Annotated in this window: 11 protein-coding genes; 4 read left to right on the top strand and 7 right to left on the bottom strand. The window is 35.3% G+C overall.

Annotated elements, in window-relative coordinates; translation table 11 throughout:
• The first annotated feature begins 1 nt into the window (after position 1).
• Together P0Y62_17340 and recO are read left to right on the top strand one after the other, a co-directional pair.
• Positions 2-2,269 (top strand): hypothetical protein, encoded by a 2,268-nt coding sequence (locus P0Y62_17340; GenBank protein WEK69571.1) that lies wholly within the window; start codon positions 2-4, stop codon positions 2,267-2,269.
• Complete coding sequence (gene recO, locus P0Y62_17335) at positions 2,269-2,955, top strand: DNA repair protein RecO (protein WEK69570.1); 687 nt, start codon at positions 2,269-2,271, stop codon at positions 2,953-2,955. Before P0Y62_17340 ends, recO begins: the two co-directional genes overlap by 1 nt.
• Positions 2,956-2,968: 13 nt before the next feature.
• Here recO and P0Y62_17330 read toward each other — a convergent pair whose 3' ends face one another.
• The 7 genes from P0Y62_17330 to P0Y62_17300 form a co-directional block, all read right to left on the bottom strand.
• Positions 2,969-5,638, bottom strand: a complete 2,670-nt coding sequence (locus tag P0Y62_17330; protein WEK69569.1) for a glucosidase — start codon at positions 5,636-5,638, stop codon at positions 2,969-2,971.
• A gap of 68 nt (positions 5,639-5,706) precedes the next feature.
• Positions 5,707-6,516, bottom strand: a complete 810-nt coding sequence (locus P0Y62_17325; GenBank protein ID WEK69568.1) for a glucose 1-dehydrogenase — start codon at positions 6,514-6,516, stop codon at positions 5,707-5,709.
• A 74-nt stretch (positions 6,517-6,590) separates the two neighbouring features.
• A complete protein-coding gene (locus tag P0Y62_17320) occupies positions 6,591-7,064 on the bottom strand; it encodes a GNAT family N-acetyltransferase (protein ID WEK69567.1) in 474 nt (157 codons plus the stop codon).
• Between the two features lie 10 nt (positions 7,065-7,074).
• Positions 7,075-7,722: a DUF1684 domain-containing protein gene (locus P0Y62_17315; protein ID WEK69566.1), complete on the bottom strand. Its 648-nt coding sequence runs from the start codon at positions 7,720-7,722 to the stop codon at positions 7,075-7,077.
• 2 nt (positions 7,723-7,724) lie between these two features.
• Positions 7,725-8,174: a hypothetical protein gene (locus tag P0Y62_17310; protein ID WEK69565.1), complete on the bottom strand. Its 450-nt coding sequence runs from the start codon at positions 8,172-8,174 to the stop codon at positions 7,725-7,727.
• A gap of 19 nt (positions 8,175-8,193) precedes the next feature.
• Complete coding sequence (gene mqo, locus P0Y62_17305; GenBank protein ID WEK69564.1) at positions 8,194-9,699, bottom strand: malate dehydrogenase (quinone); 1,506 nt, start codon at positions 9,697-9,699, stop codon at positions 8,194-8,196.
• A gap of 195 nt (positions 9,700-9,894) precedes the next feature.
• Positions 9,895-10,935: an NAD(P)-binding domain-containing protein gene (locus P0Y62_17300; GenBank protein WEK69563.1), complete on the bottom strand. Its 1,041-nt coding sequence runs from the start codon at positions 10,933-10,935 to the stop codon at positions 9,895-9,897.
• A 223-nt stretch (positions 10,936-11,158) separates the two neighbouring features.
• Between P0Y62_17300 and P0Y62_17295 the strand changes: the two genes are divergently transcribed.
• Positions 11,159-12,172, top strand: coding sequence for a M23 family metallopeptidase (locus P0Y62_17295; GenBank protein ID WEK69562.1), 1,014 nt, complete (start codon positions 11,159-11,161; stop codon positions 12,170-12,172).
• A gap of 372 nt (positions 12,173-12,544) precedes the next feature.
• On the top strand, positions 12,545-14,101 hold the full coding sequence (locus P0Y62_17290) for a T9SS type A sorting domain-containing protein (GenBank protein ID WEK69561.1): 1,557 nt from the start codon (positions 12,545-12,547) through the stop codon (positions 14,099-14,101).
• The last annotated feature ends 24 nt before the right edge of the window (positions 14,102-14,125 follow it).

Raw genomic sequence — 14,125 nt, 5'->3', positions numbered from 1 at the left:
CATGAAAAAACTTTTAATTTCTCTTGGCGTTTTAGCTTCTCTGCATTTTATCAATGCACAAAACATTACTTCAAAAAAATGGTCAGATGTATTTTCATACAATAATGTTCTGGCAATGAAAGAAGATAATGGAAAAATAGTGGCTGCCACTGAAAACGGAATTTTTTATTATAATATTTCAACAGGGGAAATTAATAAGCTGTCTAAAGCTAACGGACTTCATGAAGTTAAAATTTCCGCTTTCGATTACAATCCTCAAACCAAAATAGGATTAATAGGATATCAAAACGGCTCATTGGATGTTATTACTCCGGATGGGATCAACTATGTTGTTGACATTCCTATTGCAACAGGTTATAACGGAAGTAAGAAAATCAATCATATCTCTATTACAGGAGACAGAGCCATAGTTTCTGTAGGATATGGAGTTTCTATTTTTGATCTTAAAAAGAAAGAATTCGGCGATTCTGCATTTTTTGTTTCAGGAGGTGTTTATCAGGCAAGTAATGAAGCTACTATTCTAAATAATAAAGTATATGCAGTAACCAATAATGGGCTTAAAACCCATGATTTAAATACTACGTTCCCTGTATTTTCAACCTGGACAACAGAAATTCCGGGAACTTTCACCAATATAGATTCTGAGTCTACTGTAGCATTTTCTTCGTCTACCAACGTACAATTACTTGTTAATAATACATTCACGACTATTCCTCAAACATTTACCAATATACAGGATGTTGTTGTAAATGGAGACAATATCGTTGTTGCAGATATCAATACCGTGTATAGTTATAGTCTTACCGGAGGTTTAATTGGAAATGTTTCCATAGGAGAAGCATGCAATACGGCAACACGTATCAATTCAAAAATTTATACTGGGACGAAACTTTCCGGTATAAAAAATGAAGAACGTAATACTTTCAAACCGGATGGACCTTATTTTAATGATTCATATAAAATAAGAATATTTAACGAAAATCAGCTTTTGGTTTCCAGTGGCGCAAGAATAGACGGTTTTAATGGTGCTGCCGATAATCCTAAAAACCCAGGATTTTATTATTTTGATGGAATGCAGTGGATTTATCCTTCTTATTTTAAATCCGGAGCGATGAAGTTCAATGTGTTAGACGCTATTTTTGATCAAACAAATAATACTGATTTATTTTTTACCAATTATAATGTTAGTAGCGGACATGGTATTTATAAACTTAAATACAATTCAACCTCAAAAGATTTTGATTTTACAAAATATTATGATCTGGATGAACCAAGTATTTGGTTGAGACGTCCCGTAGGCTTCGCTTATGATGATATGAATAATCTTTTTGCAACTATCGGATTTTCTACAAGTCAGGGTACTTCTGCAGCAATTTCATATTATGACAAAGCTACCGACCAGTTCTTAGTGAAAAATTTTGATATCACAAGTAGCGCAGTTCAACAGCCTCTTTTCTATCAGGGATTTTTCTGGATTCCTTTACCTAGATCAAATGATTTCATGGTCTATGATTACAAAAAAACACCAGCTTTAGCAGATGATGTAAAATATATTATTAATAATTCCAATGGATTACCTAGTAACTCAGGAGGTACACTTTCTATAGCTATTGATAAATCTGGGGATGCATGGATTGGTACCGATGCAGGATTAAGAATTTTACCTAATGCAGCTGCAGCAGTAAAAAACAACCCTCAAGTAGAACCTATCGTAATAGAACAAGGAGGTATAGCTGAAGAACTTTTTAAAGATTCTCAGATTCTTCAAATTGAAGTAGATGCAGGAAATCAAAAGTGGATATCCATAGATGGTGGTGGCGTATATTATCTTTCTGCTAATGGAGAGCAGACCATTAAACATTTTACTAAAGAAAATTCCCCACTTCCAACAAACAGTGTAACAGATATAAAAGTTGACAAAAAAACCGGAAAAGTCTATTTCGTGACCTACGATGGAATTGTAACTTATCAGGGAGACGTAGGTGATGTAACTTCCAACTTCGGGAATGTATTAGTATATCCGAATCCTGTTGTATATTCTAACTTTAAGGGTAAAGTTACGATTAAAGGATTGGCAGAAAAAACAAATATCAGAATAACCGATGCAGCCGGAAATATTGTTCACTCTGCAGTAGCCAGAGCCGGATATTACGAATGGGATCTTAATAACCAGCGCGGAACAAGAGTAGCTTCCGGAATTTATTTTGTGCTAATGACTAATGAAGACGGTTCAGATAAAGCTACTGCAAAAATAGCTGTGGTTAATTAATGAACTCACAATCGGGATTCTTACTTTCCTATCTGAAATACGGAGAAAATGATGCCATCCTTCATGCATTTACAGAAAATGATGGCTTTCAAAGTTATTTCTTAAAGGGAATTTACAATAAAAAAAACAAAAAGAAAGCACTTCTTCTTCCTTTAAACAAGCTTAATTTTGTAATTAATATTGCAAAAGGCAATGGTATTCCTACCATTTCAAAATTCGAATTAAATAAGTTTTATGATTTCTATGAGGATATTAATGCCAATACCGTTGTATTCTTTATTTCAGATTTTTTAAACCAAATTTTAAGAATTGAAAATAAAAACACCGTATTATTTATTGCAATTGATAGGTTTCTTCAGGAGCTCAATCTCAAAAACTACCAATCTCATTTAGTTTTTTTAGTTAAAATATTAAAAATACAGGGAGTTGCTCCTCTCGTCAATGAAGAGAAATATTTAAATCCGGAAACAGGCATTTTTACTTTTGAAATGACTCACCAATACTTTGATGAATACAATTCTCAGGTTTGGAAAAATATCCTTTCTTCAGAAAATCCTTATGAAATAAAAATACCTTCCAAGCTTAGAAGAAATTTCTTAGACAGTATTTTAATTTATTATCATTATCATTTTGCAGATTTTAAAACTCCCGGATCTTTGGAGATCATTCAGCAGATTTTTGAATAAATGTAATAAGGTTTTATGTATCCTTTTGTGATTCTATATTTTCTGGACTTTCGGTTTCTGATTCAGCAATTTCTTTTTTAGAAAATCTCGGCTGGAGAATTTTTGCAATCAGCCCTGTCCATCCTGTTTGATGGGAAGCTCCTACTCCACGGCCGTTATCTCCGTGAAAATATTCATAAAACAAAATATAATCTTTAAAATCAGGATCAGTCTGAAATCTGGGATACTGACCATTAACAGGACGGTTTCCGTTTTCATCTTTCAGGAATATCTTAGATAACCTTCTACTCAAGGCATCTGCAATCTCATCCAGATTTGAATAATTCCCACTTCCGGTAGGATACTCTACCAAAAAATCAGGGCTGTAGTAGAAAAAGAATCTTTGCAAGCTTTCAATGATCAAAAAATTAATCGGGAACCAGATCGGACCTCTCCAGTTACTGTTTCCTCCGAAAAGTCCGCTATCACTTTCTGCAGGAGTATATTTTACAGAATAATCCGTGTCATTTAATTTTAAGGTATAGATATTTTCTTCATATTCTTTAGACAATGCACGAACTCCATACTCACTTAAAAATTCATCCGGATTCAACATTCTATGAAGCAATCTTTTTAAACGATGACCACGTAACAGTGACAGCAAGTGCTTTGAATCCTGACCTTTCACTTCCCAACGGGAAACTAAAGAGGCTAATTCAGGTTTATTTTCAAGCACCCACTTCATTCTTTTCTTAAAATTGGGAAGGTTTTCTATCATCTCATCATCAATTACCTCAACAGCAAACATTGGAATAAGCCCAACTATAGTTCTCAATCTTAAATACATATGACTTCCATCACTTGATGATAAAGCATCATAGAAAAATTCATCTTCTTCATCCCAAAGACTGAAGTTTTCTTCACCCATATTATCCAGAGAATTCGCAATGGAAAGAAAGTGCTCGAAAAATTTCATCGCCATTTCTTCATAAACATTATTATAAAGTGCCAATTCAAGAGCAATTCTCATCATATTCAGGGCAAACATGGCCATCCAACTTGTTCCGTCTGCTTGCTCAAGCTGCTCTCCGTTGGGAAGAGTTGTATTTCGGTCAAAAACACCAATATTATCCAGTCCTAAAAATCCACCTTCAAAAATATTATTACCATTACTGTCTTTTTTATTAACCCACCAGGTAAAATTTAAAAGTAACTTCTGAAAAGCACTTTCAAGAAATGCAATATCTGCTCTTCCCTGTAAATATTCATCTATTTTAAAAACCCTGAAAACCGCCCATGCATGAACCGGTGGATTGACGTCACTCAGATCCCATTCATAGGCAGGAAGCTGCCCATTCGGATGCATATACCATTCAAAAAGAAAAAGTTTCAGCTGATGTTTTGAAAACTCCGGATCTATCAAAGAAAAGCTTATAGTATGGAAAGCCAGATCCCAAGTTGCATACCAAGGATATTCCCATTTATCAGGCATGGAAATAATATGTTCATTATTAAGATGCTTCCAGTCCTGATTTCTTATTTTTCCACGGGAAGCAGGAGGTTTCATTTCTGCAGGATCCCCTTTCAGCCATTGTTCAATATTATAATAATAAAACATTTTGTTCCAAAGCATTCCTGCGAAAGCCTGTCTCTGTACAAGTTTTTCATCCTCCGATTGTATTTCTGCCTGAATATCTGCATAAAACCCGTCTGCTTCCTGATGCCTTGAATTAAAAACTGCATCAAAGTCTTTAAAAGGTTGTTCTAAATCTTTATCTGTAAGCCTGAATTCAAAAATCTTAGTCTCTTCGGCTGTAAAATTTTCATCAATAAAAAAAGAAGCTTTGGTTCCTATATTTTGAGGATTAACAGATTCTGTATTTCCGGTCATCACGAAATCATTGATCCCGTCTTTACAATATTTAGATTTGTTGGAAGACTGATAAAGTCTTGAATTATTGGTTTCATTATCACAAAACAATATTTTCAAAGATTGCTTTGCATACATATTTTTTATCGCCAGATCCTTATGTACTACTCTAATTGACAACGCTTCTTCAGCTGTTAATTGAGGCTTATAATCATCATATCCCCATTTCCAGGTATTTCGGAACCAAACTGTTGGCAAAATAATGAGAGGCGCCTCCTTTTTTGACTTATTGACGACCGTAAGTTTAACCAGAATATCATTCTGACTTTCTTTAGCATATTCAATAAAAATATCGAAATATTCATTCTGATCAAAGATTCCGGTATCGATTAATTCGTATTCAGGCTCGGTTTTGTCTCTTGCAGCATTTGTCCTGATAAGATCTTCATATGGAAAAGGATTCTGAGGATATTTATAGAGCATCTTCATATAAGAATGCGTAGGCGTGGAATCCAAATAATAAAAATATTCTTTTAAATCTTCTCCATGATTTCCCTGGCCATTTGTTAAACCAAAGAAACGTTCTTTTATCATTTTATCTTTTTTATTCCAGAAACCTACAGAAAAAACAAGTTTCTGCAGATCATCACAAATCCCGCAAATTCCTTCCTCTCCCCACCTGTATGCTTTTGCTTCTGCACTGTCATGATTAGTATAATTCCATGCATCACCATCTGCACTGTAATCTTCACGTACAACTCCCCATTCCCTGTTGCTTACGTAAGGACCCCATTTTTTCCATGAAACATCTGAAAGTCGTTGCTTTTCTTTCATAGCTTTTAAAATAAATGATAAAATGTATTCTGAACGAAAAATTATAGTCTTTCCAACTATTGAAATTTTTATCCTCCGGTTGAGAAGCTTTCAAAAGTAGTCATCCCGCCATCAATAAAAATACTGCTTCCTGTAATATAATCCGCTAGGTCACTGGCCAAAAATGCAGCCAGGTTGCCTATATCTTCAGGCTGCCCTATTCTATTATACGGAATTAAGGTAAGCAGAGAATTCAGTGCCTCTTGTGTATTCCATACATTGGTATTGATAGGAGTCTGAATAGCTCCCGGACAAATGGAATTCACCCTGATTTTAGCGGCTCCATATTCCTGAGCCAACGTCTGCATGAGCATTCTTATAGCTCCTTTACTTGAAGCGTAATTGGCATGTCCAGCCCAAGGAATAATCTCATGTACGGAACTGATATGAATAATTTTTCCACAGGCTACAGAACGTGAAGGATCAATTCCGCGGCGAAGAAATTCTTTGATCGCTTCTCTGGCGCACAGAAACTGACCGGTTAGATTAACTCCCATTACAGCATTCCATTGATCGATGGTCATTTCAGTAAATTTTGCATCTTTCTGGATTCCTGCATTATTGATGAGAATATCTACCGTTCCCAACTCTGAAACAATATCGTGGAACATTTTAACCACCTGATCTTCTTTAGAAACATCGCATTGGTAAATAATTCCTTTTCCACCGACATCAATAATTTCGTTAAGAACAGTATTTGCCTGTTCCATTGACCCTTCAAAAGGATAATTAACAACAACTGCAGCGCCTGCAGATGCTAAAGATTTTGCTACTCCGGCTCCGATTCCGCTACTGGCGCCTGTAATCACTGCGACTTGATTTTTAAGAGAAATTTCCATGCTTAATTTGTATTTTACTTAAAATTAAGGGAAATAATCAAGCCAAAATGAAAAAAATAGGAATTAAAATTTTATTAAAACTTTTTATACATTAAATATTGAGGGCCGCTTCTTCCTTCTCTCATCTTTCCATCATACGAATATCCCGTTTTTAGATAGATTTCATAAGCAAGTCTATTATTTTGATTCACTGCAAGAACGATTTCATCACAGGTCTCAAAATGTTTTTTTACAAATTCATCGATGATCCACATTGCTGACTTCCCGATCCCTTTTCCCTGAAAATCCGGATTGATCGATAATGACCGGAGTAAAACGGAATTAGGATTATCGGTAATATCAAATTTATCGGCTCCAAAGTCTAAGACTAAAAAACCTGCTATATTTTCATCTTCAAAAATAGAAACAGGAAATGCTAGGTTATCCCCTCTTTCTTTTATTCTTTCTAATGCCTGCTCTGCAGTAGATGTATAAAGGCTTTGTTTTTCATCCAAAACATAACCAAGTCCTTCCAAATCCTCAGGAATAAAAATTTTTAAATGAACCATTCAGAATTAATTAGTGGTGATAAATATCTTGATACATTACTCCTGCTTTGATTTCAACAGGAAGTTTATTTTCGTCCGGAACAATCGGGCAATTGTAATCATAAGCGTTGTATGCACAATAAGGATGATAAGACTGGTTAAAATCTAAAATAATCGAGTTTCCTGACGGTATTTTCAAATCTAAATATTTTCCGCCTCCGTATGTTTCTTTCCCATTGGTAGCATCCCGAAAAGGAAGAAAGAGATGATCTTTATATTTTTCCATTTTCATAAGATCTAAACTTTGATATACGGTAAGTGTATAAGGTTTTTCGTCAAGTTCAAATGTTGCTTTTCCGAATTCCTGGTAAGATTTTGTTTTTCCTGAAGATGTAGGAAGATCAAAGGGTACCGGATTTTCTGTTTTAACGAACTTTGCTTTTACTCTGTATTTCAAATCGATCGGAAAGAAAGGATGTTTTTTAAAATGAGTGAAATTATCTCCTCTCAGAGGTGTCTCTTTAGGGTTTAAATATTCTTCATTCAGCTCCTTTTGAAATTTTTTGATTTCTTTAATTTCTTTTGTTTCCTGTTTTGAAATTGTTTTGGGTGAAGCATTCTTTTGGGAAAAGCTAAGGATAGGAAATAGCAAAAGTAGAAATGCAATATATGGTTTCATTATTATTCGGAGATTTTAATTTTATAAATATCTGAAGCATTCCTTTTAATAGATTGTACAAAAAAACCTCCTTCTTCCGGAATCACTTCCTGAAAATCGAAACTTTTACAATCTTTGGGAAGCCCGGAAAATACTAGGGTAAACCAAAAGTCTTTCATAAAGGGAACCGGCGTCCAGTTAGGATATATTGAAATGTTTTCCGCATGGATGAGATGACTTTTATGGTCAGAATTGTTATCAAAAAGATAAGTAGATCTCCAGATCCTGATAAGATTTCCCAGAAACGGTGATGCCGGAAAGCAGCAATGAACAATGACCTGTTTTTCCTCTTCCACTTTGGTTTGAAGGGATTCAAGAATTTCTTTTTCTATAATAGGTTTTGTTATTGTTTCAGCCACGTTTATTTTATAAGTAATGAGTAATACATAATGAGTAATCGTTACATTACTCATTATTTATTATGGTTGTTAATTAATATTCTAATTCAAGTTTCTCTTTAGAATAGCTTCTTACTTTTTCTGTAAGCTCAGGATGTTCAGCTAGCTTTTGTCCATAAGACGGAATCATTTCCAATAACTTTTCTTTCCACTCTCCTTCCAGCTTTTCAGGGAAACATTTTTCAAGAACTTTCAGCATGGCATATACTGCCGTAGAAGCTCCCGGTGAAGCTCCTAATAATGAAGCAATAGTTCCGGCCTTGTTAACGACAACTTCTGTCCCAAATTCCAGTTTACCGCCTTCTTTTTCATCTTTTTTAATGACCTGAACTCTTTGTCCGGCCACTTTCAATTCCCAATCTTCTTCTTTGGCGTCTTTTATAAATTCTCTCAAATGCTGCATTCTTTGCGCCTTTGTCATTGCCACCTGTTGAATCAGGTATTTCGTTAAAGGAATATTATGCCACCAAGCTCCGAACAGAGATCTTAAATTCTTTGTATTTACGCTTTCAGGCAAATCAAGATAGCTTCCTTCTTTCAAAAATTTGGTGGAAAATCCGGCAAAAGGACCAAAAAGAAGCGCTTTTTCTCCATCAATAATTCTTAAATCCAAATGGGGAACTGACATTGGCGGTGCATCTACAGTTGCCTGAGTATAGACTTTTGCCTGGTGTTTTTTTACCAGTTCCTGATTATGAGAAACCAGCCATTGCCCGGAAACAGGGAAACCTCCATATCCTTCGCTTTCTTTAATATCTGAACTGTCAAGTAATGGTAAAGCATATCCACCTGCTCCGATAAATACAAAATCGGCAACAATCTCCTGTTTGTGACTATGAATTCTATCCTTGACCTTCATTTCCCATTTTCCGTCATTTCTCGGATCAATATCTTTCACCTCATGGTATAAGAATACTTCAACATTGGAATCTTCCAATAAGTGTCTTCCCATTTTTCTTGTCAGGGTTCCGAAATTCACATCAGTACCCAGATCCATTTTGGTAGCCGCCAATACTTCAGATCCATTTCTTTTGCTCATCACTAAAGGAATCCATTCTCTTAGTTTATTATGATCGGTGGAAAATTCCATTCCATGAAATAAAACTGATTCTGAAAGTTTCTCATGCCGTTTTCTGAGATATTCGGCATCTTTTTCACCAAATACAAGGCTCATGTGCGGACAAGAATTGATAAAATCTTTAGGATCTTTAATATATCCTTTATTTACTAAATATGACCAAAACTGTTTTGAAATTTCAAACTGCTCCGCAATACTTTCAGCCTTTGAAATATCTATTGAGCCGTCTTCTTTTTCGGGAGTATAATTAAGCTCACAAAAAGCAGAATGTCCTGTTCCTGCATTGTTCCATGCTGCAGTACTTTCTTTTGCAAATCTGCCTAATCTTTCAAAAATTGCAATTTCAAGATTGGGATCAAATTCGTGAAGTAATGTTGCTAAAGTGGCACTCATAATTCCGCCACCTATCAGTACAACGTCATATTTGGGTTTCGGTGTTCTGCTAATAAGTGATTGTGACATAATTTCAAATTTTATATCAAATTTCGGGAAAACTTATTAAAATAGATTTCATTTTAGGATCTTATTTTTATCGTTTTCAACATTTTTTTTCTGGGAAGGAAATGCAATGGAAAATATCAATGGATTGAAATTGAATCTATAAATAAAACGCACCGACAAGTTTTGTCGGTGCGTTTTATATTTTTTGCATTTATTTTAATTTAGTTTTGCTGTCAGCTTTTTGAATTGTTTTTCTGCATTTTTTCCTTCATACAGAATTCCGTACACCGTATCAACAATTGGAAGCTTTAAACCTTTTTCTTTGGAAGTTTTATATATAGAATCTGCTGCATAATAACCTTCCGCTATCATATTCATGGATTGAATTGCAGATTTTACCGTATATCCTTTTCCTATAAGGTTTCCTAAGTTTCTGTTTCTCGAGAATAAAGAATAAGCAGTTACCAATAAGTCTCCTAAATAAGCACTTTCGTTTACATCTCTTGGTGCTTCATAAATTGCTTCCAGGAATGTTTCCATTTCTCGGATAGCGTTGGAAACAAAAACAGCCGTAAAGTTATCCCCATATCCTAATCCGCTCGCAATTCCAGCTCCTATCGCAAAAATATTTTTAAGAATTGCACTATACTCATTTCCTAAAATGTCTTTACTGGAATGAACTTTAATAAAGTCGGAATTAAAAATACTTACCAGCTTCTCTGAAGTTTCCTCTTCTACGGTAGCAATGGTAAGGTATGAAAGTCTTTCCATCGCCACTTCTTCTGCGTGACAAGGTCCTGCAATAACAGCCTGATTCCTGAAACCTATTTTAAATTCATCTCTCAAATAATGAGCTACCACGTCATTTACTTTAGGAATAATCCCTTTAATTGCCGAAACGAAAATTTTATCTGTGTATTCACAACTCATTTTATCCATCGTATCAGAAAGATAAATTGACGGTGTTGCCAAAACAACGATATCACAGGCAGAAACCAATTCGTTGATATCTGTTGTAAGCTTTAGATTTTTAAGGTTAAAATTTACCGCAGTAAGGTAAGTCGGATTATGTCCACGAAGTTCGATGGCTCCTTTCACAAATTCATTTCTTACACACCAATGCACTACTTTACAGTTTTCCACAAGCATTTTTACAATTGCCGTTGCAAAACTTCCGCTTCCTACAACGCCTACAGAAATATCATTTTTATTCTTTTTGGAACTCGAAGATTCTGATGTTATTTTCTTTTTTGCCATAATTGATTGTGAACTGCAAATATATTAAAACAAAGATTGTAGGAGACTTTTAACGACATGATAAAAGCCATTTTTAGATAAAATTAACACTTGTACACAATTAAATATCTAATTAACCGTTAAATAGATTAAAAACTAAATTTTTATTACAAATATTCTTAAAAAATTATTTTTAATTAAATTTGCAACCTTAAAACCGTTTTTAAATACTAAGAAAAGAAAAATGAAGAGATTTCTAAGCAGCAAGAAGAACGTAAACTTCGTCTTAGGCGGACTTTTACTAGTAGTTTTTGCACAAGGTATATTCATTGCAAAATTATTTTCTGAAAAGGACAATAAAAAATATGAAGTAAATCTTGTAAAAATAAACACTGAAAGAGACAGTGTAGATTATCTGAAAATGAAAACTGATCTTGCATTAGTAGATCAAACCGTAAACGAGCTGAATTCCTTTTTAAGATCTAAGGATATCAGCAACGGAAAACTGACCGTTCTGAGTAAGGACAGCATTTCCAACTCTATTTACCTTGCCAAACAGGCTAACCGATACAGCCAGTATCTGATGGATCTTCAAAATAAGCTGATGCAGGTTCCTCTGGGAATGCCTACAGATGGATATATTTCGTCCAATTTTGGTGTCAGAAAAAATCCTATTCCCTTTAAAACTGTGTATGCATCTGTAAAACCTAATATTGCTGCTCCTGTTACCGCTTCTACTCCTACTCCCGAAGTCAAAGCAGAACCTGTAGAAAAAATCGTTGAGGTAAACGACAGCTATGGAAATAAAAGAGAGATAAAAGTAATGGTTACTCCTAAAGCAGCATCTACTGTTGCTGCCAACTCAACTTCTGGAAAATCTCTTGTTGCAACAACTTCTAAAACAACGGCTCCTGAAAAAAATAATCCTCCCGCTGAAGCAGATCAAATGCAGTTTCATAAGGGACTGGATATTGCCGTAGCATTTGGCTCTGACGTAAGAGCTGCCGCTGCAGGAACTGTAATTTTCTCAGGTCAGAAAGGCGGTTACGGAAATTGCGTGATTGTATCACACGGAAATGGCTTGGCTACGCTTTATGGACATCTTTCTCAGCTTATTGCTAAGGTGAATGATAAAGTAAAAGTAGGAGAAGTCATCGCGAAGTCTGGGAATTCGGGACGCTCTACAGGACCGCATCTTCATTACGAAGTACACAAAAATAATACTCCGGTCAATCCTAAATTGTTTATGAATTTATAATTCATTTTATGAATAAAAGTTTCGGGCGGCACCAAAGGTGCCGCCCGATGCTTTTAAATACTACGCCTAAAACCATAAAAACAAGTACTATATTATTTTCTATGATCTTAAATGGGTCATTATATTTCTTTATTCTATATATGCTTTTTCAGATTTAGGGAGCTATCGCTTAATTCCCAAATAAAAGTCTGCCTAAATACGTCAAGATCTGTCGTATTGCTTCAATACCTTTACTGCAATGATAATAAGAGTTGCTAAAAACACTTTTATGTGATAAATTCACAATTATTTTACAATAAATCTTATGAGTGTGAACTAAAAAATGATATTTTTGCAAAAATTTTAACAACTATTAACAAAATTAAACACGGGATGAAAAAACTCTATCTGAGTGCATACCTCCTATGCACGTTTTTGAGCGTTTCCGCTCAGGAAGTCCTATGGCAGAAAGACATCAAATCCTCGACTCAGGATTTTCTAAGCCAGGTAACTCCGACCGTAGATCTTCAGTATCTAATTACAGGAAGTTCCATTCAGTCAAAAAAACTCTCTACAGAAAACAAACAAAATAACGGCTACGATTTTCATTTGGTGAAGCTTAACCAACAAGGTGAAGCGGTCTGGGAGAAATATTTTGCAGGAAAGAATCATGATTACCTTTCTGCCTCCTTATCCACTCAAGACGGAGGTTTTTTGTTAGCAGGAACCTCTTACTCAGGAAAAGGACTCGATAAAAAAGACGATTCCAAAGGAGGCTCCGATATCTGGCTCATCAGAATCAATGAATTCGGCGATGAATTATGGCAGAAAACCATAGGCAGTACTTCCGATGAAGAAGCCAGAGCCGTCATTCAAACGACCGACTTAGGATTCTTTGTAGCAGGAAATGTTCAGAACTCACCCCAAGGCTATGGTTCTAAAGATGTTCTCATTGTCAAACTCGATAAAAATGGCAAAGAAGTCTCTCAACTTATTCTAGGCGGAAAAGGCTTAGACGAAGTAGAGAAAATGATTCCTACCAGAGATGGTGGTGTTTTACTCGGAATGTATTCCAGAAGCAATCAAGGAGGATCTAAGAAAACCGAAAACTATGGAGAAGGCGATTATTGGATCATTAAACTCAATAAAGACGGAAAAGTAGAATGGGAAAAGAACTATGGGGGAACAGGAGACGATCACCTGAGAACCATGGCAATGACTACCTCAGGCTTTATCATCGGAGGCGAAAGCCGTTCCGAGAGATCAGGCAATAAAACCGTAGGTGTAGAAGAAGGTACCGATCTTTGGCTCATCTCCTTAAATGAAAGAGGCGAAGAGATCTGGCAGAAATCCTACAACTTTAAAAACAGAGATGTTCTCATGGGAATGCATATCATCTTAGGCCACAATGAAAGAGAAAAAAATAAAGATTTAACCAAAGGAATACTACTCGGAGGCTATACCCAGGCAGAAGGCAGAATAGAAACCGATGATGAAACCTTCTGGATGCTGTATGTAGATGAGAACGGGAATGAACAGTGGCGAAAACATGTGAAAGGAGAATCCAGAAAAAAAGAAGAGAGATTAGCAGATATTAAACTAAACAGGGACGGCTCCATTATTCTCGCAGGAACCAGTGCAGAAGAACTGGGCAAGGAGAACTGGAAGATTGTAAAGCTTGGAGATCAGCAGGTAGATCAATTAATAGAAAAACAAGATATCAAGATCTATCCTAATCCTGTATCCGATTATGCCTATGTAGAAATTGGCTTTGATTTTAAGGAAGCGGACATTACGATGTATGATATGTCAGGAAGACAGCTTCAACAAATCAAAACCAAGAACAAGGTCACCAAGATCAATACCCAGCCTTTAATACAGGGAGCTTACCTGATCACTATAAAAACAGATACCAACAAAACTGCTAATGCAAAATTGATTAAGAAATAAATTAATATGAAAAGAAATTATATT

It is taken from the genome of Candidatus Chryseobacterium colombiense (assembly GCA_029203185.1).
In the GTDB taxonomy this organism is placed as follows: domain Bacteria; phylum Bacteroidota; class Bacteroidia; order Flavobacteriales; family Weeksellaceae; genus Chryseobacterium; species Chryseobacterium colombiense.
Note: the sequence above shows the minus strand (reverse complement) of the source record. Positions and strands in the feature narration are given on the sequence as shown.